Here is a 19745-nt window from a genome sequence, read left to right as displayed (position 1 = left end):
GGTGCAGCCTTGCGGACACCCCTCACGGACACTCTCACTGCATCCAACCATGCCCGCTCGGACGGCCGCTCATTACCCATGGGTTACCCCCCTTGGACGGGAACGACTCCGGCAGGTCCGCCCCGTGCCAGAACCCTCGCCAGACATTCCACGACCTCCGGCTGGAAATCGTGCCCGGTCCCCAGCCGCAGCCGCTCCAGCGCCGCCAGTGAGCCGGCCGGGTGACGGTCGGATCCGGCCAGGTCGTCGTACGCGTTCACCGCGCGCACGATACGTGCCGCGACGGGCTGCTGCCGATACGGGTCCGCCTGCCGCTCCACGATCACCGCGACCTCCGTCGGCACCCCGGTCTGCCGGGCCACCTCGCCGCCCAGCTCGGCGATCCGGCGGGCGTCTGCGGCGGGCAGCTCGGCGGTGGCCCCGGCCGGGACCGGGTCGATCAGGGAAAGTTGGCCGATGTCGTGCATCAGGGCGGCGTACTCCAGCACCGTCAGCTCCCGCTCGGTGAGCCCCAGCTCCCGGCCGACGGCGCAGCTCAGCGTGGCCACCCGGCGGGCGTGTCCGGGCGGGGTGTATCCGGCGATCTCGGTGGCGCGGGCCAGGGAGGTGATGGTCTGGCGGTAGGTGGTGCGGATGGCGGCGATCCGGTGGAAGGACAGCTGGGTCAGCAGCAGCGGCACGCTGAACACCGGCACGGCCCACAGGCCCGCCACGGCCACCCCCAGCGCCATGACCACCCCGGTGGCGCAGATCGCCGCGCCGATGCCGAGCCGCGCGCGCAGCTCGTCGCGCAGCAGCGGCCCGTACGGCCATCCGTTGCGCGCCCCCGCCAGGGCGGCGGCGAGCACCGCGTCGCACAGGGCGGTGAGGCCGAGCAGGAGCAGCAGGAACAGGACGAGGTAAGGGCCCTGCCCGACCCAGGCGACCAGCCGGCCGGAGTGGTGCAGGGGCTGGAAACAGGCGGCGGCGAAGGCGACGGTGAGGACCCGCCGGGCCAGGTGGTCCGGTCCGGGCCCGTGGCCGCGGGCGATGTGCGGGACGATCCCGACCAGGGCGGCCGCGGCGACGACGGCCACGATCTGGAGCACGCCGTGGTGGGTGGGCCGCCCGGCGTCCTGCCCGAGCAGGGCGTACGCGAGCGCGCCGGCGAGCCCGAGGGGGGCGGGCAGCCGGTCCGAGCGGTCAGGCCGCGGGTCACGGCGGGCCAGCTCGCCGAGGGCGATCAGGGTGGCGAAGGCCAGGGCGACGCCCGGCTCGACGACGCCGGTCCACAGGGTGTGGCCCAGCCCGGCGGCGACGAGGACGGCCGCGGCCGCGCGGACGGCCCGGACGACGCCGACCCTCACCGCGCGTCCCGCCCGGCGGGGGCCGCGCCGGAGACCGCCTCGGGAACCGTTTCGGCAGAGACGGCAGGGGCGGGCGGGGCGGGCGGGGCGGCCGAAACCGCAGGGGCCTCCGGGACGGGGTGCGCGGCGTCCACGGCGTCCGCGGCGATCACCTGGAGGTCCGCGTCGGAGGTCACCACGGGATGCCACCCGTGCCGTCCGATCGCGTCGACGAGCGCCCGCACCATCTCCGGGTCGAACTGCGTCCCCGCGCACCGCTCCAGCTCCGCCAGCGCGGTCGGCACCGGCCGGGCCCGGCTGTACGAGCGCGTCGAGGTCATCGCGTCGAAGGAGTCGGCCACCGCCACCACCCGGGCCAGGACCGGGATCTGCTCGCCGCTCAGCCCGTAGGGGTAGCCGGAGCCGTCGATCCGCTCGTGGTGGTGCAGGATCGCGGACCGGGCCTCCCCGAGGAAACCGATGCCCCGCACGATCTCGTGGCCGTACTCGGGATGCAGTTCGATGATCCGGCGCTCGTCGGGGGTCAGCGGCCCGTCCTTGCGCAGCAGTCGGGTCGGTACGCCGAGCTTGCCGACGTCGTGGAGGATCCCGGCGATGCGGACGACCTCCCTGCGGTCGTCGGCCATCCCCAGCTCGCGGGCGATCATCGCGGAGGCCTGCCCGACGCGCTCGCCATGGCCGCGCGTGTAGCGGTCCTTGATGTCGACGGCCTGGACGAGGGCGCGGATGGTGGCCCGGTGGGCGGCGTGCTCGCGGTGGTACTGGGCGAAGACCCAGCAGGAGACGTACATCGGCAGCAGGACGAGCAGGGCGGCCGGCAGCCCGTAGGGACTGCGCCACATGACGGCCATCATCAGTCCGACGAGGCCGTGGACGCAGGACGGGAGCAGCGACCGCGCCGGCAGTCCGCGCCAGGCGGTGGCGGCCGGCCGGCTCTCGGCGGCGGCCAGCACGCCCCCGTCGAGGGCGGTGAGCACGAGGCAGAAGGCGACGGCCGCGGCGGCCGCCGGGAGCAGGGCGTACGGGAACCCGTCCCCGGCGAGGAGCCCGTACGTGTGCCCGGCCGTCCAGGCGGCGAGGCCCTGTTGGGCCGCGTGCCAGACCCGGCGGACCCCGGCCGGCCCGCGGACCACGCTCTGGGCGAGGCCGCCCGGCACGGCCACGAGCGCCGCGGCCTCCGGCGGCAGCAGGAATACGGCGGCGAGGACGACGGGGAGGAAGGAGCCGATCCCTTCGGGGGCGCGGCGGCCCGGGAGCGGGCAGCCGCTCGGCAGCTCGCAGCCGAGGTAGAGCGCGGCGAGCAGGGCGACGTCCGCCCAGGGGGTCGAGGGGTCCGTGAAGGCCGGGACGACACAGGCCACGGCCGCGAGGACGGCACCCAGGATGTACGCGCGCGCCACCGGCGGAAGGACCCGCATGGCGCCTCCTCCCCTGTGCCGGTGCACTCCGCGTACCGCGTCGGACGGGTACCGGTACCGAGAGGGGAGAATAGGTGGGCCCCCCGGGAAAGGGGGGCACATTTCCGCATTGCGCCGTACGGGCGCCCCCGGATTAGCACCTTCGGGTGAATGAAGTGCCTTTCCGGGGGCGGCGGTTCACGCACACGCGGCCGTCCGCGCGGCCGGTCAGCCGGTCGCGGGCCCGGCGGTGACGTCGTGGTCGGGCACGGCCTGCCCCGAACGGATCAGTTCGATCCGGCCCATGACCTTGGAGCGCAGATCGGTCGGGACGTCGTCCGAACCGCAGCAGCGCTTGACCAGCTTCTTCACGGCCTTTTCCAGACCGTACTTCTCCAGGCAGGGATTGCACTCGCCGAAGTGGGTCTCGAACTTCGTGCAGTCACTGTCGGGCATCTCGTGGTCCAGGAACTCATAGAGATGATCCAGAACCTCGGCGCACTCCGTCTCGTGCGGCTCTCCGCAGCTCATGAGCCTGAGCCTTTCAGGTCGTTCGACTCTCCCGCGCCGGCGGGGACCAGCCCGCGCTCGCGGGCATAGTCCTCCAACATTCCGCGGAGTTGACGGCGGCCACGGTGCAGTCGCGACATGACCGTACCGATGGGTGTACCCATGATGTCCGCGATCTCCTTGTACGCAAAGCCCTCTACGTCGGCAAGATAGACCGCGATGCGGAACTCCTCCGGAATGGCCTGGAGCGCTTCCTTCACATCGGAATCGGGCAGGTGGTCGAGCGCCTGCGATTCGGCCGAACGCAAACCGGTCGACATGTGCGACTCGGCGCGCGCCAGCTGCCAGTCCTCGATCTCCTCCGCCGCACTGCGCTGGGGCTCGCGCTGCTTCTTGCGGTAGGAGTTGATGAACGTGTTGGTCAGAATGCGGTACAGCCACGCCTTGAGGTTGGTGCCCTCGCGGAACTGGTGGAAGGACGCGTACGCCTTCGCGTACGTCTCCTGCACCAGGTCCTCGGCGTCGGCCGGGTTGCGCGTCATGCGCAGCGCGGCGGAGTACATCTGGTCGAGGTAGCCGAGGGCGTCCCGTTCGAAGCGCGCGTTGCGCTCCGCCGTTGTCTCCTGCGCCTGGCCTTCGTCGGTCCCAGTGACAGGACCCACCTCCTCCGACAGCGTGGCGGCTCCGAAAGCGGATCCGCTCGAATCGGAGAATAGTCGACCATCCTGGCTCTCCGCCGCCCGGAGCGAACCGCGCCTCGGCCCCGGCAGTACCGTCCACTCCAGGTCAGCGGCCTGCGGACGATTCTGACTGATGACCTGCGTCATGCGCTGCCTCTCCTCCGACGTTTCCCGTTCGTACCGACATTCGGCACAACAGGCGGCCCATGCGGGGCATTCCCGGGCACCGGAGGCCTACCTGGATCCGTCAAGTCGGGGTCGGAAAGGGGGTGAGCCGGATCACCCGCGCGTATGTCAGGTCGAGCGGCCGACGGAGGAAGGCGTCATCGGTCGCCGAGCCGGTCGAGCCATCCGGCCACCACGTCGGTGATCAGCGCGAGGGCCTCGTCCTGGGTGAGGTCCGCCTTCTTCGGGACGGCGAAGCCGTGGTCGGCCCGGGCCACCTCCACCAGCTCGTACGGGTGCTCCCCGGCCGGTTGCGGGAACTCCGCCGGGCCGCCGAACGGGTCCCGGCCGCCCTGGACCACCAGGGTGGGCCGCCCGGCGGCCAGCAGTTCCCCGTCCCGGGACTTCTCGGGGCGGCCCGGCGGGTGCAGCGGGAAGGCCAGGGCCAGCACCGCGGCCGCGTCCAGCTCGACGGCGGTCCGGCAGGCCACCCGGGCCCCGGCGCTGCGCCCGCCGGCCACGACGGGCGGTCCGGGCCGCGTCAGGGCCGCCACAGCGCCCGCCAGCCCTCGTCGAGCACCTTGGGGGCGGCGGCGACCTTCTTGCCGGCGACCCGCCAGGGCTGCTCGACGAGGGCCACGGTGGTGCCCAGGGCGGGCAGGGCGGCGGCGAGCGCGGCCAGGTCCCGCGCTTCGACGCCGCCTCCGGCGCCGTGGCCCAGGGCGAGGACGCGGCGGGGCGAGGCGGCGTCGTGCCAGGTGATCCGGGCCGGCCCGGCCGGGGTGTCGACGTGCTCGGTACGGGTGCTCATGCCCCCATCCTGCCGGGGCCACGGGGGCCGGACCCGGAGGCCCGACCCGCAAGCCCGACCCGCAAGCCCGACCCGCAAGCCCGACCCGCAAGCCCGCCTCAGAAGAGCGTGCCCTCCTCCGGCGCGGCCAGCTCGCCCAGCAGCTCGGGCCCGTTGTTGCGTCCGTTGCTCACGGCGGTGGACACCGCGTAGGCCCGCATCATGCCGCCCGGCGGCGGGGCCAGCAGGGCCCGCAGCTCGTCCTCGTCGGTCCGGGCGGGGTCCAGCCAGGCGTCCCAGCGGTCCGGGGTCAGCATCAGCGGCATCCGGGGATGGATCTCGGCGAGCGAACGCGGCCCCTCGGCCGGACCCACGCCGAGCGGGGCGGTCTCCGCCTCGGCGGTGATCACCGAGCAGGTCACCCACCAGGCGTCGGGATGCTCGTCGGGCAGGGTCCGGTCGCGCCAGAACTCGTAGAGGCCGGCCATCGCGAAGACGGAGCCGTCGGACGGCAGGACGAAGTAGGGCTGCTTGCGGGCCCGCTTCTTCTTGCCCTCGACCTCCAGCTGCCGCTCGTCGTGGGCGGTGACCCACTCGTAATAGCCGTCGGCGGGCACGATGCAGCGGCGCTGCGCGAAGGGGCGCCGGAACGACGGCTTCTCGTGCAGGGTCTCCGAGCGCGCGTTGATCATCCGGGCCGCGCCCTCGGGGCTCTTGGCCCAGGACGGCACCAGCCCCCACCGCAGGCTGCGCAGCTGGCGAACCGGACGCGGGTCCGGCGCGTCCTTCAGGGGACGGTCGAGGACGACGTGGACCCGCTTGGTCGGGGCCACGTTCCAGTCCGGGGCCAGGGTCTCCTGCGGCTCCCACCGCTCGACCCCGAATATCCCCGCCAGCTCCTCGGGCGTCCGACTCGCCGCAAACCTTCCGCACATGGCTGACACACTGCCATGGCCCCCGCCCACCACCGCAAGGAGTCCGCCACTCCATGGACACCCTCTCGACAGCCGGTCTCTGGGACCGGCTGACCGGCATACAGCCCGCAGCCCCCTGGTGGCTCGTGGCCGCCACGGGCCTGGTCGCGCTGGCCGCCGTGGCACCCGGGCCGCTGTGGCGGCTGTCCCGCAACGCGATCACCATCGCGCACGAGGGCGGCCACGGGCTCGTCGCCCGAGTGACCGGGCGGCGGCTCGCCGGGATCCGGCTGCACTCGGACACCAGCGGGGTCACCGTCAGCGTCGGCAAGCCGACCGGGCTCGGGATGATCCTCACCGCCGCCGCCGGGTACACGGCGCCGTCCCTGCTGGGCCTCGGCGGCGCGGCCCTGCTGTCGGCGCACCGGATCACCCTGCTGCTGTGGGCGGCGACGGCCCTGCTGCTGGCGATGCTGGTGATGATCCGGAACGCCTACGGGGTGCTGACGGTGGTGCTGACCGGCGCGGCCTTCGTCCTCGTCTCCTGGCTGGCGCCCGCCGAGGTGCAGGCGGCGTTCGCGTACGGGGTGGTCTGGTTCCTGCTGCTGGGTGGAGTGCGGCCGGTCTTCGAGCTCCAGGCGTTGCGGAGGCGCGGTGGAGCGCCGGACTCCGACGCCGACCAGCTCGGGCGGCTCACGCACGTGCATCCCGTCGTCTGGCTGCTGTTCTTCCACGCGGTCGCGCTGTGCTCGCTGATCGGCGGCGGGCGTTGGCTGCTCGCCCTCTGAGACAGGGGCCGGCGCTCACAATCCGTGGCCAGGGGAAGCCACTAAAGTAGGGGCCATGACCGAGACCCCCGCGCTCCACCCCCTCTGGCCCGCCCCCCTCGCGGACGGTGCCGTCCACGCCACCGTCACCGTTCCGGGCTCCAAGTCGGTCACCAACCGAGCCCTCGTGCTGGCCTCCCTGGCCGCCGAGCCGGGCTGGGTGCGTCGTCCGCTGCGCTCGCGTGACTCGCAGCTGATGTCGGACGCGCTGCGCGCGCTGGGCGTCGGCATCGAGGAGACCGTCTCCTCCAGCTCCACCGAGGGCGACACCGGCGAGGCCTGGCGGATCATCCCGGCCGCCCTGCACGGCCCGGCCACCGTCGACGTCGGCAACGCGGGCACGGTCATGCGCTTCCTGCCGCCCGTCGCCACCCTCGCGGACGGCGACATCCGCTTCGACGGCGACCCGCGCTCCTACGAGCGCCCCCTCGGCCAGGTCATCACCGCCCTGCGCGCCCTCGGCGCCCGCATCGACGACGACGGCCGGGGCGCGCTGCCGCTGACCGTCCAGGGCGGCGGGGCCCTGGAGGGCGGCACGGTCGAGATCGACGCCTCCAACTCCTCCCAGTTCGTCTCGGCGCTGCTGCTGTCCGCGCCGCGCTTCAACCAGGGCGTGGAGGTCCGCCACACCGGCGCGACCCTGCCGTCGATGCCGCACATCCGGATGACGGTCGAGATGCTGCGCGCGGCGGGCGCCCAGGTCGACACCCCGGAGTCCGGCGGCGAGAAGAACGTGTGGCGGGTCTCCCCGGGCGCGCTGCTCGGCCGCGACATGGTGGTCGAGCCGGACCTGTCCAACGCCCAGCCGTTCCTGGCCGCCGCGCTGATCACCGGCGGTACGGTCACCATCCCCGACTGGCCGCGCCGCACCACCCAGCCCGGTGACGCGCTGCGCCGGATCTTCACGGAGATGGGCGGCTCCTGCGAGCTGACCGACGCCGGGCTGGTCTTCACCGGCACCGGCAAGATCCACGGCATCGACGTGGACCTGAGCGAGGTCGGCGAGCTGACCCCGGGCATCGCGGCGGTCGCGGCCCTGGCCGACTCGGAGTCGATCCTGCGCGGCGTCGCGCACCTGCGGCTGCACGAGACGGACCGGCTGGCGGCGTTGACGGCGGAGATCAACGGGCTCGGCGGCGACGTCACCGAGACCGCCGACGGCCTGCGCATCCGTCCGCGCCCGCTGCGCGCCGGCGTCTTCCACACCTACGACGACCACCGCATGGCGACCGCCGGCGCGGTGATCGGCCTCGCGGTGAAGGGCGTGGAGATCGAGAACGTGGCGACGACCGCGAAGACCCTGCCGGACTTCCCGAAGATGTGGGCCGACATGCTCGGTCAAGCTCCGCGGGGAGCGGGAGCGTAGGGCCCCGTCATGCGCAGGTACGGCAAGCACACCGATGAGGACGACATCCGCCAGCGGCCCAACCCGAAGGGCAACCGGCCGCGGACCAGCATCCGGCCCAAGCACGAGGACGCGGCCGAGGGCTTCGTCCTGACCGTCGACCGCGGCCGGCTGACCTGTCTGGTCGAGGACCGCACGATCACCGCGATGAAGGCCCGGGAGCTGGGCCGCAAGGCGGCGGTGGTCGGCGACCGGGTCTGGATCGTCGGTGACCTGTCCGGCAAGAAGGACACCCTCGCCCGCATCGTGCGGATCGAGGAGCGCAAGTCCGTCCTGCGGCGCACGGCGGACGACGACGATCCGTACGAGCGGGTGGTCGTCGCGAACGCCGACCAGTTGGCGATCGTCACGGCGCTGGCCGACCCGGAGCCGCGGCCCCGGATGATCGACCGGTGTCTGGTGGCGGCGTACGACGCGGGGCTGGAGCCCCTGCTCGTGCTCACGAAGTCCGACCTCACCTCCGCCGACAAGATCCTGGAGATCTACGCGACGCTCGGCGTGAACTACGTCGTCACCAACCGCGAGGAGTTGGCGACGGGGGACGCGGCCGACCGGGTGCGCGAGCGCCTCGACGGCCGGATCACCGCGTTCGTCGGACATTCCGGCGTCGGCAAGACGACGCTGGTGAACTCGCTGGTTGCCGAGGGCCGCCAGCGGGCCACCGGCCACGTCAACGCCGTCACCGGTCGCGGCCGGCACACCACCACCTCGGCGCTCGCCCTGCCGCTGCCCTCGGGGGACGGCTGGGTCATCGACACCCCGGGCGTGCGCTCCTTCGGCCTGCACCACGTGGATCCGTCCCGGGTGATCCTCGCCTTCCCCGACCTGGTGGAGGGTACGGAGGGCTGCCCGCGGGCCTGTAGCCACGACGAGCCGGACTGCGCGCTCGACCGGTGGGTGGAGGAGGGTCACGCGGACCCGGCGCGGCTGTATTCGCTGCGACGGCTGCTGCGGACGCGGGAGCGTCGCGAGGGCGACTGATCGCGACGGCGGGGTTTGCACCACGCCATGTCCGGTGAATGCATAATCGCACCAAGTGACGCGATGTCACGTGACGCGGGGAGGCTTTCGACATGGCGTGGCTTCTGGTCGTGGTCGCGGGACTGCTCGAAACCGGTTTCGCGGTGTGCCTGAAGCTGTCCCACGGCTTCACCCGACTGTGGCCGACGGTCGCCTTCGCCTGCTTCGCCCTGGGCAGCTTCGGGTTGTTGACGCTGGCGCTGAAGAAACTGGACGTGGGGCCCGCGTACGCGGTGTGGACGGGCATCGGGGCGGCCGGCACCGCGATCTACGGCATGGTCTTCCTCGGGGACCTCGTCTCGACCCTGAAACTCGTCTCGATTTCGCTGGTGATCATCGGGGTCATCGGCCTTCAGCTGTCCGGTTCGGCGCACTGACGGGCCCGCTCGTGAGCAGCCGCAGCAACTCCCGCGTGCCCTCCTCCTCGCCCGGCGCCACCACGTAGGACAGCGCGAGGCGCACGGCCAGCTCGCAGCGCCACGCGTCCTGCGGAGCCGGCGCCGCCGCCCGGTCGCGTACGGCACGGACCAGCTCCCCCGGCCCCAGCGGCCGCCGGCCACCGGGCGGGGGCGGCGCGGGCAGGGCGGGGCTCCAGGCGCCGGTGAGCAGGGCCCGTACGAGGGGCCGCGCGCGGGCCGCCCGTACGGTCCACTCCGCGAGCGCGGCGAGCGGCGGCGCGGCGTCGGCCCCGGCCTCGCCGGGTGTCAGCGCGCGGTCCACCCCGTCGAGGTAGCGGTCGGCAGCCCGCCGGATGAGGGCGTGCCCGAGGCCCTCCTTGTCGCCGAACTCGTTGTAGAGGCTCTGCCGGGACACCCCGGCGGCGGCCGCCACCTCGACCATCCGTACCTCGGGCCAGGGTCGGGCGGCCAGGGCCGCTTCGGCGGCTCGCAGCAAGGATTCCCGGGCCGTCGCCATGCCGCGCCTCCCCCGCCGGTTCCCCGCCGGCCCTCCGCCGGCCCTCCGCTGGGCTCTCCCGCCAGAGTTGACGGGGCGCCAGATCCTGTCAAGGGCGCCCTTCGGCCGCACTGTGGACGTCGTTCGCCGGGCCGCCGGAGTCTGGATACTGTTCGGGCATGCCCGAGTATGACGATGACCTCCGCCTCGCCCTCGAACTCGCCGACGCGGCGGACGCCACGACGATGGAGCGCTTCCGCGCCCTCGACCTCCTGGTCGAGACGAAGCCGGACATGACGCCGGTCAGCGAGGCGGACAAGGCCGCCGAGGAGGTCATCCGCGCCGGGATCCTCGCCGCGCGCCCCTCCGACGCCATCCTGGGCGAGGAGTACGGGCTCAAGGGCGAGGGGCCGCGCCGCTGGGTCGTCGACCCGATCGACGGTACGAAGAACTACGTGCGCGGGGTCCCCGTCTGGGCGACGCTGATCTCCCTGATGACCGAGGGCGAGGACGGCGTGTTCCGTCCGGTCGTCGGCGTGGTCTCGGCCCCGGCCCTGGGTCGCCGCTGGTGGGCCGCGCAGGGCGGCGGCGCCTTCTCGGGCGGCGCGCTGGGCGCGACCACCGCCCTCGGCGTCTCCAAGGTCTCCACGCTGGCCGACGCCTCGTTCGCGTACTCGTCGCTGACCGGTTGGGAGGAGCAGGGGCGCCTGCCCGGCTTCCTGGACCTGACGCGCGCCTGCTGGCGCAGCCGGGGCTACGGCGACTTCTGGCCGTACATGCTCGTCGCGGAGGGCTCGCTGGACCTGTGCGCCGAGCCGGAGCTGAACCTGTGGGACATGGCGGCCATCGCGGTCGTGGTTCAGGAGGCGGGCGGCCGGTTCACCGACCTCGACGGGGTGGACGGGGTCCACGGCGGGAACGCCGCGGCCTCCAACGGCCTGTTGCACGACGAGATGTTGGCGCTGCTCCGCCCGAGCGCCTGACGCGCGGCGCGCGCCGGCACGCGCCCTCGTACGCCTTCTTGCTGAGGCTGCGTGCCCGTGGGACTCTGACAATCCCCCGGCTTGTGCGTTTGTGAAAGCTTTCTCTAGAGCACGCTCCAGCGGGGCTCCACCGACGCACCCGACCCAAGCCGGAGGAATCACCCAGGAGGTGGCTCTCTTCATGCTCGTCCGTGACGCCATGAGCACCGTGATCCTCACCCTCGGACCCGCCCACACCCTGCGACAGGCGGCAAGCCTGATGTCCGGCCGGCGCGTCGGCGCGGCCGTCGTCCTCGACCCCGACCACAGCGGCATCGGGATCCTCACCGAACGCGACATCCTCAACTCGATCGGCGCCGGCCACGACCCCGACCGCGAGACCGTGGGCGCGCACACCACGAACAACGTCGTCTTCTGCACGCCGGAGGCCACGCTCCAGGACGCGGCCGAGGCGATGGCCAACGGCGGCTTTCGCCACCTGATCGTGCTGGACGGCGGCGGCCCCGTGGGCATCGTCTCGGTCCGGGACGTGATCCGCTGCTGGGTCAAGGCGCGACGCAACGCCGTGGTGGCGTAGACGACGGCGGGCCGGAACCCTTTGAGGAGGATTCCGGCCCGCCGTCCTGCTACGACAAGCGATCCGGACTAGCCGCGAAGGGCCTGGACCGCGGCTTCCAGCCGCTTGCCGAAGTCTCCGTCGGCCTGACGGAAGTTGTTGATCGCGCGCTCGGCGATGTCGTCACGGGAGACCTTGGCTATGAAGCCGGACAGGTTCTCGATGAGACGGGCCTTCTCGTCCTCTGACATCAGGCGGTAGAGGTTGCCGGCCTGGACGAAGTCGTTGTCCTCGGAGTGGACGGCCGCGGCGTGGTTGCCGGAGCCGCCGGTGACCGGCACGGACTGCCACAGCGCGCGGTTCGTCTGGAACGGGCCGCCGAAGCTGTTCGGCTCGTAGTTCTTCGCGCCCTTGTGCCGGCCGTCGTAGAGGAAGCCGTCACGGGAGTTGGTGCGCGCCTCGGTGGCGTGCGGGCGGTTCACCGGCAGGTGGTCGGCGTTGATGCCGACGCGGTAGCGGTGGGCGTCGCCGTACGCGAAGAGGCGGCCCTGGAGCATCTTGTCCGGGGAGGGACCGATGCCGGGGACGAAGTGCGCCGGGCTGAAGATGGACTGCTCGACCTCGGCGAAGACGTTCTCCGGGTTGCGGTTGAGCTCCAGCTTGCCGATCTCGATCGGCGGGTAGTCCTCGTGCGGCCACACCTTGGTGAGGTCGAACGGGTTGAAGCGGTACCCGGCCGCCTCGGCCGCCGGCATGATCTGGACCTGCACGGTCCAGGTCGGGAAGTCGCCGCGCTCGATGGCCTCGCGCAGGTCGCGCTGGTGCGAGTCGGGGTCCTCACCGGCGAGCTTGTTGGCCTCGGCCTGGGTGAGGTTCTTGATGCCCTGGTCGGTCTTGAAGTGGTACTTGACCCAGAAGACCTCGCCGGCCTCGTTGTTCCACTGGAACGTGTGCGAGCCGTAGCCGTTCATGTGGCGGTAGGACGCCGGGATGCCGCGGTCGCCGAACAGCCAGGTCACCTGGTGGGTGGACTCGGGCGACAGACCCCAGAAGTCCCAGACGTTGTCCGCCTCCTGCGAGCCCGTGTACGGGTCGCGCTTCTGGGTGTGGATGAAGTCGGGGAACTTGATGGCGTCCTTGATGAAGAACACCGGGGTGTTGTTGCCGACGAGGTCGTAGTTGCCCTCTTCGGTGTAGAACTTCAGCGCCCAGCCGCGCGGGTCGCGCACCGCGTCGGCCGCACCGAGGTTGCCCGCGACGGTGGAGAAGCGCAGGAACGTCTCGGTCTGCTTGCCGACCTCGGAGAGGAACTTCGCCCGGGTCCACTGCGAGACGTCACGCGTCAGGGTGAAGGTGCCGTAGGCGCCGGCGCCGCGGGCGTGCACCACGCGCTCCGGGATGCGCTCGCGGTTGAAGTGCGCGAGCTTCTCCAGCAGGAGCTGGTCCTGGACGAGTACGGGCCCGCCGACGCCAGCGGTCTCGCTGTTCTGGTTGTCGGCGACCGGAGCCCCGGCCTCCGTGGTGAGCGGTCCCTGCGTCACGTGCGCCTCCTGCGTCATTCCTGCAAGTCCTGTCCTTGGCGTTTGCCGTATCCGATCCTACGATGGACTTTGTCTAAGTCAAGTAAGGATCCAAGTCCACATCGGTTCGGGATCTGCACCGAATCCCCACTGTTAGGCTGGCGTGTATGAGTGACCTGCTGGAACGACTTCGCGGACGCGGCTGGCGCATGACGGCCCAGCGGCGTGTCGTGGCCGAGGTGCTCGACGGTGACCACGTTCACCTGACGGCCGACGAGGTCCATGCCCGCGCCGTGGCCAAACTGCCCGAGATCTCTCGCGCGACGGTGTACAACACCTTGGGCGAGCTCGTCTCGCTCGGCGAGGTGCTGGAGGTTTCGACCGACCGGCGCGCCAAGCGCTACGACCCGAACGCCCACCGCCCCCACCAGCACCTGGTGTGCGCCCAGTGCGGTGCGATCCGTGACGTCCACCCGGCGGGCGACCCGCTGGCCGACCTGCCCGACGGCGAGCGCTTCGGCTTCCTGGTCTCGGCGGTCGAGGTGACGTACCGGGGCGTCTGCCCGAGCTGCGCGGCGGCGTAGCCGAGAGTCCACGGGAAAGGGAGGTCGGGGCGCGCGCCCCGACCTCCCTTTTTCATGTCTTGGAGTACCTACCGCGTGGCCGAAAACGACTCAAGGCCCGGATCCATGGGATCCGGGCCTTGGGCCTTCAGTAGCGGGGACAGGATTTGAACCTGCGACCTCTGGGTTATGAGCCCAGCGAGCTACCGAGCTGCTCCACCCCGCGTCGGTAAACCCAACTGTACGGGGACGTGTACGGCATGTGCAAATCCGTTCCCGCCGCCCCGCGCGGGGCGGCGGGAAGGCCGCTCAGGCCGAGAGCTCCTCCGCCAGCGCGTCGCGCAGCCGGGCGGCGCGCTCGGCGACCTCCGCCGGCCCCAGCTCCATGGCGCGCACGCACCACTTCTGCCCCTCGGCGAGGTCCCCGTGGCGGGCCGCCAGCAGGCCCAGCCGCAGCGCGGCCCGGCCGTGGCCGGCGACGGCGGCCCGGGTCCACCACAGCGCAGCCTCCGGTTCGTTCCCCTCGCGCGCGAGGAGCAGCCCGAGGTTGAAGGCGCCGTTGCGGGAGCCGGCCTCGGCCGCCTCCCGGTACCAGCGCGCCGCCACCGTCAGGTCGCCCCGGGCGGCGGCCAGCATGCCGACCCGCACCTGGGCCCGGCGGTGGCCCTGCTCGGCGGCCCGCTCGTACCACTCCTCGCTCTCGGTGCGCGCGGCGCCGGCGACGGACTCGCCGAGCGCCACCGGCTCCGGAGGCGGGGCCAGCGACTCCAGCAGCGAGGCCAGGCGGAACGCCGCCTCGGCGCTGCCGCCGCCCGCCGCGCAGCGCAGGTGCCGCTCGGCGGCCCGGTCCGCGCCGTCGCGTACGAGGGCGATGCCGACCTGGAGGGCGGCGTCGGTGTGGCCGGCCGCGGCGGCGCGCTCGTACCACTTGAGGGCGGTGCGGTCCTCGTCCCGGCTCGCGAAGAGGATCCCGAGGTTGAAGGCGGCGTCCACGCTGCCGGCCTCGGCCGCCTTGGAGAACCAGGGCTCGGCTCCGGCGGCGTCCCCACCCTGGAGGAGCAGGATCGCCAGGGCGTTGGCCGCCTCGCGGTGGCCCGCGTAGGCCGCGCGGCGGTACCACTGCTCGGCTTGCGCGGTGCGCTCCTGGGCGGCGCACAGCAGCGCGAGGTTGTAGGCGCCGTTCTGGTCGCCGGCGTCCATCGCGGCCCGGTACCACTTCTCGGCGGTCTGGGTCTCGCCGCGCGCGGCGTGCAGGGCCCCCAGGGCGTTGGCGGCGTTGCCGTCGCCGTCCTGCGCGGCACGGTGCCACCAGGCGGCGGCGCTGTCCTCGTCGCCGGCGTCGCGCAGCAGGAAGCCCAGCGCGCAGGCCGCCCGCGCCTCACCCTGCTTGGCGGAGCTCAGGTACCAGCGGCCGGCCTCCTTCAGCTCGCCGCGGGCCTCCAGCAGGGCGCCGAGGTGCAGCCCGGCGCGACGGTGCCCGCGCGCGGCGGCCTGCCGGTACCACTGCTCGGCCTCGGCGGGGTCGCCCTTGCGCAGGTGGCGCGCGAGGCGGTACGCAGCCTCCCGGTGGCCCTGCTCGGCGGCGGCCCGGAACCAGCGCTCGACGCCCCGGTCGCCTCGGTGCTCCAGCAGGTCGGCGAGGGCGTACGCGCCCAGGGCGTGGCCGGATTCGGCCGCCTGGCGCAGCCAGTACTCGGCGGCGGGCTCGTCCCCGCGCTCGCGGTAGTGCCGGCCGAGGGCGTGGGCGGCGGGGGCGGAGCCGGCGACGGCGGCGACCCGCCACCAGCCGGCGGCCTCGTCGGGGTAGCCGCGCTGGTGGAGGAGGACGCCCAGGTTGTTGGCGGCGGCGCGGTCGCCCGCCGCGGTGGCGCCCCGCAGGTAGGGTTCGGCTCCGACCAGGTCGCCGCGGCGCAGCAGGAGGGCGCCGAGCACGCTCATGGCGCCGGCGTCGCCCTTGTCGGCCGCGACCCGGTGCCGTGCTTCCAGCTCGGTCTCGGTGGCCCCCTCGGCGTCGCCGAACGCTTCTTCCGCGAGATCCGCAACGGTCAGGGCGGTCTGCGCGTTGACAGCGGGAACGGCCTCACCGACCCCCGTGCCCGTCTCGGACTCCGCCCTCACAAACCGCCCTGTCTCCAGCAGAGTTGACCTGTCCCCCATAAATCCCATCGTCGCATCACCTGCTACCCGCGTACACCTGGTATGTCGCAGCCAGTGAGGTCACTACAGCGTTTTGTCGACATGCCCACAGAGAGACAAGTCAAACACGGTCCCGCCTCAACTCACCCGCCCCAGTGACCCCGTGTGTCTCACAGCCCAGGTGCCGGACATGACGAAGGCCCGGATCCCAAGGGATCCGGGCCTTCGTTTTCAGTAGCGGGGACAGGATTTGAACCTGCGACCTCTGGGTTATGAGCCCAGCGAGCTACCGAGCTGCTCCACCCCGCGTCGGTGAAACAACAGTAACACGACGCGGGACGGAACCTTTACCGCGTATCTCGGCGGGCCGGCTAGCCCCCCGGCTTCGGCGTCGGGGCCGTCAGCTTGGCCTCCGCGTCGATCGCCCGCTGGAGCGCCGCCTTGATGTCGTCCTGCGCCTTGCCGAAGGCCGCCCAGTCGCCCTTCTGGCGGGCCGCCTCGGCGGCCTCGATCGCCTTCTGGGCGTCGGTGAGCGCCGCCTTGACCGTCGGGTCCTGCGACGTCGGGGGCGTGGTGGTGCCCTCGCCCGGCGGGGTGGTCGGCGGGGTCGGCGTCGTGGGCGTCGTGGGTGCCTCGGCTCCGAAGACCACGCTCAGCGCCTTCTCCAGGGTGTCCTCGAAGGCGGTCTGGCCGCCGTAGGTCACCAGCACCTTGCGCAGCAGCGGGTACTTCAGGCCGGAGCTGCGGACGTACACGGGCTCGACGTAGAGCATGCCGCCGTCGAGCGGGACCGCGAGCAGGTTGCCGTACTCGACCTCGGAGTCGCCACCGCGCAGCAGGCGGATCGACTCGGCGATCTTCGGTTCGGACTGGAACTTGCTCTGCACCTGCTTGGGGCCGTCGACGGGCTTGCTCGTCGGCAGCTTCAGGATGCGGATCTTGCCGTAGTCCGGGGTGCCCGGATCGGCGTTGACCGCCATGTAGGCGCTCAGGTTGTCCCGCTCGTTCGGCGTGAAGGTCGTCGTGAGCGAGAAGACCTGGTCCTTCTCCGTCTGGTTCGGCATCTTCATCGACAGGTAGTACGGCGGAACGGCCGTACCGGCCTTGGTCGTCGGGTCGTCCGGGACGGCCCACGCCTCACTGCCGCTGAGGAAGGTCTGCGGGTCGGTGACGTGGTAGCGGGTCAGCAGCTCGCGCTGGACCTTGAAGAGGTCCTGCGGGTAGCGCAGGTGGTCCATCAGCGGCTTGGAGATCTCGCTCTTGGCCTTGACCGTCCCCGGGAAGGCCTTCATCCAGGTCTTCAGCACCGGGTCCGCGGTGTCCCACTGGTACAGGTTCACCGTGCCGTCGTACGCGTCGACGGTGGCCTTCACCGAGTTGCGGATGTAGTTGACCCGGTTCTCCTGGGCCACCACCGCGCGCTGGCTGTTGGTCAGCGAGTCGGCGGTGCTGTCGCCCAGCGTGGTGCGCGAGGCGTACGGGTAGCCGTTGGTCGTCGTGTAGGCGTCGACGATCCACTTGATCCGGCCGTCGACGACCGCCGGGTACGGGGCCCCGTCGATCGTCAGCCACGGCGCGACGGCCTCGACGCGCTCCTTGGGCGTGCGGTTGTAGAGGATCCGCGAGCCGTCGCCGATGGCGCCCGAGTAGAGGATCTGCGGCTCGCTGAAGGCGAGCGCGTAGGCGGCCCGGTTGATCGGGTTGTCGAGGTTGACGCCGGAGTCGCCCTTGTAGCTCGTCTCCTTCTCGCCCTTGTCGTCCGAGTAGTCGAGCTCCTTCTGCGGTCCACCGACGATCGAGTACTGCTTCGTCATCTCGCCGTAGTAGATGCGCTGCTCGAAGTCCGTGCCGAACATGCCCTTGGAGGGCAGGTCGGACTGGGTGAAGTCGGGGGCGCCGTCCTTCACGGTGGTGCCCTTGGCCGCGACCACGCCGTAACCGTGCGTGTACTTGAAGTGGTCGTTGATCCAGTTGTTCTTCGGGATGCCGCCGATGTTCAGCTCGCGCAGCCCGATGACCGTGTCCTGGCCGTCGTACCGGTCGACCGCGAGGGTGGACGGGAAGCCGTAGTAGCCCTTGACCTGCTGGAGCTGCTGGAAGGCCGGCGAGACGATGTTCGGGTCGAGGAGGCGGACGCTGGCGGTGGTGTCGGCCGCCTTGCGCAGCGCGGCCTTGTCGGTGCCGGCCGCGGGGACGCCGGGATAGTCCTTGACTTCGGCTCCGGCGATCCCGTAGGCGTCGCGCGTGGCCTTGATGTTCTTCTCGACGTACGGGGATTCCTTGGCCTGCTCGTTCGGCTGGACCTGGAACTTCTGCACGATCGCCGGGTAGAGCCCGCCGATCAGGATCGCCGAGAGGACCATGAGGCCGAAGCCGATGACCGGCAGCTGCCAGGTGCGGCGCCACAGGGTGGCGAAGAACAGCACCGCGCAGATCGCCGCGATGGCGACGAGGATCGTCTTCGCCGGCAGGTAGGCGTTGGCGTCGACGTAGCGCAGGCCGGTCCAGTTGTCGGCGGCCTTGAAGTCGCTGGACTTCACGGCGAGGCCGTACCGGTCGAGCCAGTAGGCGATCGCCTTGAACGTGACGAAGAGGCCGAGCAGCACCGACAGGTGCCCGGTGGCGGCGGCGGTGGCGCGGGCACCCGGGCTGGTCACGCGCAGTCCGCCGTACAGGTAGTGCACGACGACGGCGGCGATCACCGAGAGCACGACGGCCGCGAAGCCGAAGCCGAGCAGGAAGCGGTACCAGGGCAGGTCGAAGGTGTAGAACGACACGTCCAGGTGGAACTGGGGGTCCTTCCGCCCGAAGGGCACCCCGTTCACGTACATCAGCCAGGTCTTCCACTGGCCGGCCGCCGAGGCGCCGGCGATCAGGCCGACGACGACGGCGATGGCGATGAGCAGCCACTTCTTGTACGGGGCGATGCTCATTCGGTAACGGTCGAGGCTCTGCTGCTCCATCGACATCGCACTCAGCGGCGGCCGCAGCCGGTGCGCGAGCCAGATGTTGAGTCCGACGGCACCGGCCATCAGCAGACCGAAGACGGCGAAGAGGCCGATCTTGGTCCACAGGGTGGTGGTGAAGACGGTGGAGTACTTCACGGAGCGGAACCAGAGCCAGTCGGTCCAGAAGCCCGCGAACATGATGAACGCCATGGCCAGGACGGCCAGGACGCCCAGTGTCGTCAGCAGAGTCCGGGCACGCCGGGAGGGGCGGCCGACTCTCATCCGTGGCCCGGAGGGGCCTCCGCCTCGGTCCGGCATCTGGAAAGCCAAGGTGCGCACCTCGAAAGTCGCTGTGTCTGGTGTGTCTCTGGATGTACTTAAAAGCGGGTTACTTGAAAGCTGCCAAAGCTGGGCCCCGATCGTAGAGCCCACTCATGCAACTTACTGAGGCTTTAGTCAGTTCCCGGTATCCGGGGTGAAGGAGGCAGGATGTTTCCCATGTCCAACGTTTCCCCCTCCCCCGGCACCCCGATGGCGGCCAGCCCGCTGACCCGTGCCGTCCTCGAAATCGACGAGTACGCCGCCACCCTCGGCTGGGACAAGCCCGCCCGACTGTTCGCCCTGGTCGACACGGCCCGCCTGCGCAGGTCGGAACCCGCCCTCGCGGGTCAGCTCGGCCTCGACCAGGACGACACCGGAAAGGCCCAGCTCACGCCGATCGAGCAGGACGAGGTGCCGCGCGGTACCCCGCTGGACAAGTTCCTGGGAACCATCGCCTGGCCCGACTCGATCGTCGGCTGCGCCCTGACCGTGGAGCGCCTCATGCTGCCCCCGTCGGCCGAGGCCTCCGTACCGGCCGGGCTCAGCGACAAGCAGCTGACGAAGTGGGTCGCCGCGCACCCCGACCGGCAGGAGGTGCGGCTGACCGTGGGCGTGCTGCGCGACGGCTCGCGGGAGTCGGCCGTACGGCTGCGGGACAAGGACGCGTCCAGCGAGGTCCTGACCGGGGCCGGCCTGGTGCCGGGCCTGGCCGACGCGCTGGCCGCGACCTTCCTCGACTAGGGGTGTCCGGCGGATCAGGGTCGGATAGG

19 protein-coding genes and 2 tRNA genes are annotated in these 19745 nt (G+C 71.9%); 8 read left to right on the top strand and 13 right to left on the bottom strand.

Features of this window, described 5'->3' with window-relative positions; translation table 11 throughout:
- Positions 1 to 83: 83 nt before the first annotated feature.
- The 7 genes from M4D82_RS22275 to M4D82_RS22250 all read right to left on the bottom strand — a co-directional run bounded on the left by M4D82_RS22275 (position 84) and on the right by M4D82_RS22250 (position 5823).
- Positions 84 to 1346 carry an HD-GYP domain-containing protein gene (locus M4D82_RS22275; RefSeq protein ID WP_249767724.1) on the bottom strand — a complete coding sequence of 421 codons (1263 nt, stop codon included), beginning with the start codon at positions 1344 to 1346 and terminating at the stop codon, positions 84 to 86.
- Positions 1343 to 2764, bottom strand: coding sequence for an HD-GYP domain-containing protein (locus tag M4D82_RS22270; protein WP_249767723.1), 1422 nt, complete (start codon positions 2762 to 2764; stop codon positions 1343 to 1345). The genes M4D82_RS22275 and M4D82_RS22270 overlap by 4 nt, the downstream gene beginning before the upstream one ends.
- Before the next feature lie 207 nt (positions 2765 to 2971).
- Positions 2972 to 3274: a mycothiol system anti-sigma-R factor gene (rsrA, locus tag M4D82_RS22265; RefSeq protein WP_249767722.1), complete on the bottom strand. Its 303-nt coding sequence runs from the start codon at positions 3272 to 3274 to the stop codon at positions 2972 to 2974.
- The gene (locus tag M4D82_RS22260; RefSeq protein WP_502989082.1) at positions 3271 to 3915 is read right to left on the bottom strand and encodes a sigma-70 family RNA polymerase sigma factor; all 645 of its coding nucleotides are present in this window, start codon (positions 3913 to 3915) and stop codon (positions 3271 to 3273) included. The genes rsrA and M4D82_RS22260 overlap by 4 nt, the downstream gene beginning before the upstream one ends.
- 341 nt (positions 3916 to 4256) lie before the next feature.
- Positions 4257 to 4652 carry an alpha/beta hydrolase family protein gene (locus M4D82_RS34375; RefSeq protein WP_349637087.1) on the bottom strand — a complete coding sequence of 132 codons (396 nt, stop codon included), beginning with the start codon at positions 4650 to 4652 and terminating at the stop codon, positions 4257 to 4259.
- Positions 4640 to 4909, bottom strand: coding sequence for a hypothetical protein (locus M4D82_RS34370; protein ID WP_349637086.1), 270 nt, complete (start codon positions 4907 to 4909; stop codon positions 4640 to 4642). The genes M4D82_RS34375 and M4D82_RS34370 overlap by 13 nt, the downstream gene beginning before the upstream one ends.
- Before the next feature lie 98 nt (positions 4910 to 5007).
- Positions 5008 to 5823, bottom strand: coding sequence for an SOS response-associated peptidase (locus M4D82_RS22250; RefSeq protein ID WP_249767720.1), 816 nt, complete (start codon positions 5821 to 5823; stop codon positions 5008 to 5010).
- Positions 5824 to 5876: 53 nt separating this feature from the next.
- On the opposite strand from M4D82_RS22250, the gene M4D82_RS22245 reads away from it, so the two are divergent.
- The 4 genes from M4D82_RS22245 to M4D82_RS22230 all read left to right on the top strand — a co-directional run bounded on the left by M4D82_RS22245 (position 5877) and on the right by M4D82_RS22230 (position 9431).
- Positions 5877 to 6590 (top strand): M50 family metallopeptidase, encoded by a 714-nt coding sequence (locus M4D82_RS22245; protein WP_249767719.1) that lies wholly within the window; start codon positions 5877 to 5879, stop codon positions 6588 to 6590.
- Between the two features lie 55 nt (positions 6591 to 6645).
- Entirely contained in the window at positions 6646 to 7995 is a 1350-nt protein-coding gene (gene aroA, locus M4D82_RS22240; RefSeq protein ID WP_249767718.1) for a 3-phosphoshikimate 1-carboxyvinyltransferase, read from the top strand.
- 9 nt (positions 7996 to 8004) lie between these two features.
- Positions 8005 to 9015 (top strand): ribosome small subunit-dependent GTPase A, encoded by a 1011-nt coding sequence (rsgA, locus tag M4D82_RS22235; protein ID WP_249767717.1) that lies wholly within the window; start codon positions 8005 to 8007, stop codon positions 9013 to 9015.
- Positions 9016 to 9107: 92 nt separating this feature from the next.
- On the top strand, positions 9108 to 9431 hold the full coding sequence (locus M4D82_RS22230) for a DMT family transporter (protein ID WP_249767716.1): 324 nt from the start codon (positions 9108 to 9110) through the stop codon (positions 9429 to 9431).
- Here the strand turns inward: M4D82_RS22230 and M4D82_RS22225 are convergent.
- On the bottom strand, positions 9397 to 9969 hold the full coding sequence (locus M4D82_RS22225) for a TetR/AcrR family transcriptional regulator (RefSeq protein ID WP_249767715.1): 573 nt from the start codon (positions 9967 to 9969) through the stop codon (positions 9397 to 9399). The genes M4D82_RS22230 and M4D82_RS22225 overlap by 35 nt on opposite strands.
- Positions 9970 to 10127: 158 nt before the next feature.
- On the opposite strand from M4D82_RS22225, the gene hisN reads away from it, so the two are divergent.
- Positions 10128 to 10931, top strand: coding sequence for a histidinol-phosphatase (gene hisN, locus M4D82_RS22220; RefSeq protein WP_249767714.1), 804 nt, complete (start codon positions 10128 to 10130; stop codon positions 10929 to 10931).
- 181 nt (positions 10932 to 11112) lie between these two features.
- Complete coding sequence (locus tag M4D82_RS22215; RefSeq protein ID WP_249772045.1) at positions 11113 to 11508, top strand: CBS domain-containing protein; 396 nt, start codon at positions 11113 to 11115, stop codon at positions 11506 to 11508.
- Positions 11509 to 11576: 68 nt separating this feature from the next.
- Here M4D82_RS22215 and M4D82_RS22210 read toward each other — a convergent pair whose 3' ends face one another.
- Complete coding sequence (locus M4D82_RS22210; protein WP_249767713.1) at positions 11577 to 13046, bottom strand: catalase; 1470 nt, start codon at positions 13044 to 13046, stop codon at positions 11577 to 11579.
- Positions 13047 to 13174: 128 nt separating this feature from the next.
- Here M4D82_RS22210 and M4D82_RS22205 point away from each other — a divergent pair, with 128 nt between their 5' ends.
- Entirely contained in the window at positions 13175 to 13591 is a 417-nt protein-coding gene (locus M4D82_RS22205) for a Fur family transcriptional regulator (RefSeq protein WP_249767712.1), read from the top strand.
- Between the two features lie 131 nt (positions 13592 to 13722).
- Here M4D82_RS22205 and M4D82_RS22200 read toward each other — a convergent pair.
- The 4 genes from M4D82_RS22200 to M4D82_RS22185 form a co-directional block, all read right to left on the bottom strand.
- Positions 13723 to 13796 (bottom strand) — tRNA-Met (locus tag M4D82_RS22200).
- 83 nt (positions 13797 to 13879) lie between these two features.
- A complete protein-coding gene (locus tag M4D82_RS22195) occupies positions 13880 to 15736 on the bottom strand; it encodes a tetratricopeptide repeat protein (protein ID WP_249767711.1) in 1857 nt (618 codons plus the stop codon).
- Between the two features lie 205 nt (positions 15737 to 15941).
- Positions 15942 to 16015, bottom strand: a tRNA-Met gene (locus M4D82_RS22190).
- 62 nt (positions 16016 to 16077) lie between these two features.
- Positions 16078 to 18972 carry a UPF0182 family membrane protein gene (locus M4D82_RS22185; RefSeq protein ID WP_502989081.1) on the bottom strand — a complete coding sequence of 965 codons (2895 nt, stop codon included), beginning with the start codon at positions 18970 to 18972 and terminating at the stop codon, positions 16078 to 16080.
- A gap of 171 nt (positions 18973 to 19143) precedes the next feature.
- On the opposite strand from M4D82_RS22185, the gene M4D82_RS22180 reads away from it, so the two are divergent.
- The gene (locus M4D82_RS22180) at positions 19144 to 19716 is read left to right on the top strand and encodes a PPA1309 family protein (protein WP_249767709.1); all 573 of its coding nucleotides are present in this window, start codon (positions 19144 to 19146) and stop codon (positions 19714 to 19716) included.
- Positions 19717 to 19745 lie beyond the last annotated feature (29 nt).

Source organism: Streptomyces sp. RerS4 (assembly GCF_023515955.1).
In the GTDB taxonomy this organism is placed as follows: domain Bacteria; phylum Actinomycetota; class Actinomycetes; order Streptomycetales; family Streptomycetaceae; genus Streptomyces.
This window is presented reverse-complemented; position numbering and strand designations above follow the sequence as displayed.

Excerpts from the sequence above, each read along its gene's own strand:
- M4D82_RS22270 (WP_249767723.1), bottom strand. The coding sequence starts at position 2,764 with ATGCGGGTCCTTCCGCCGGTGGCGCGCGCGTACATCCTGGGTGCCGTC.
- rsrA (WP_249767722.1), bottom strand. The coding sequence starts at position 3,274 with ATGAGCTGCGGAGAGCCGCACGAGACGGAGTGCGCCGAGGTTCTGGAT.
- M4D82_RS34370 (WP_349637086.1), bottom strand. The coding sequence starts at position 4,909 with ATGAGCACCCGTACCGAGCACGTCGACACCCCGGCCGGGCCGGCCCGG.
- M4D82_RS22250 (WP_249767720.1), bottom strand. The coding sequence starts at position 5,823 with ATGTGCGGAAGGTTTGCGGCGAGTCGGACGCCCGAGGAGCTGGCGGGG.
- M4D82_RS22245 (WP_249767719.1), top strand. The coding sequence starts at position 5,877 with ATGGACACCCTCTCGACAGCCGGTCTCTGGGACCGGCTGACCGGCATA.
- aroA (WP_249767718.1), top strand. The coding sequence starts at position 6,646 with ATGACCGAGACCCCCGCGCTCCACCCCCTCTGGCCCGCCCCCCTCGCG.
- rsgA (WP_249767717.1), top strand. The coding sequence starts at position 8,005 with ATGCGCAGGTACGGCAAGCACACCGATGAGGACGACATCCGCCAGCGG.
- M4D82_RS22230 (WP_249767716.1), top strand. The coding sequence starts at position 9,108 with ATGGCGTGGCTTCTGGTCGTGGTCGCGGGACTGCTCGAAACCGGTTTC.
- M4D82_RS22225 (WP_249767715.1), bottom strand. The coding sequence starts at position 9,969 with ATGGCGACGGCCCGGGAATCCTTGCTGCGAGCCGCCGAAGCGGCCCTG.
- hisN (WP_249767714.1), top strand. The coding sequence starts at position 10,128 with ATGCCCGAGTATGACGATGACCTCCGCCTCGCCCTCGAACTCGCCGAC.
- M4D82_RS22215 (WP_249772045.1), top strand. The coding sequence starts at position 11,113 with ATGCTCGTCCGTGACGCCATGAGCACCGTGATCCTCACCCTCGGACCC.
- M4D82_RS22210 (WP_249767713.1), bottom strand. The coding sequence starts at position 13,046 with ATGACGCAGGAGGCGCACGTGACGCAGGGACCGCTCACCACGGAGGCC.
- M4D82_RS22205 (WP_249767712.1), top strand. The coding sequence starts at position 13,175 with ATGAGTGACCTGCTGGAACGACTTCGCGGACGCGGCTGGCGCATGACG.
- M4D82_RS22195 (WP_249767711.1), bottom strand. The coding sequence starts at position 15,736 with ATGGGATTTATGGGGGACAGGTCAACTCTGCTGGAGACAGGGCGGTTT.
- M4D82_RS22185 (WP_502989081.1), bottom strand. The coding sequence starts at position 18,972 with ATGCCGGACCGAGGCGGAGGCCCCTCCGGGCCACGGATGAGAGTCGGC.
- M4D82_RS22180 (WP_249767709.1), top strand. The coding sequence starts at position 19,144 with ATGTTTCCCATGTCCAACGTTTCCCCCTCCCCCGGCACCCCGATGGCG.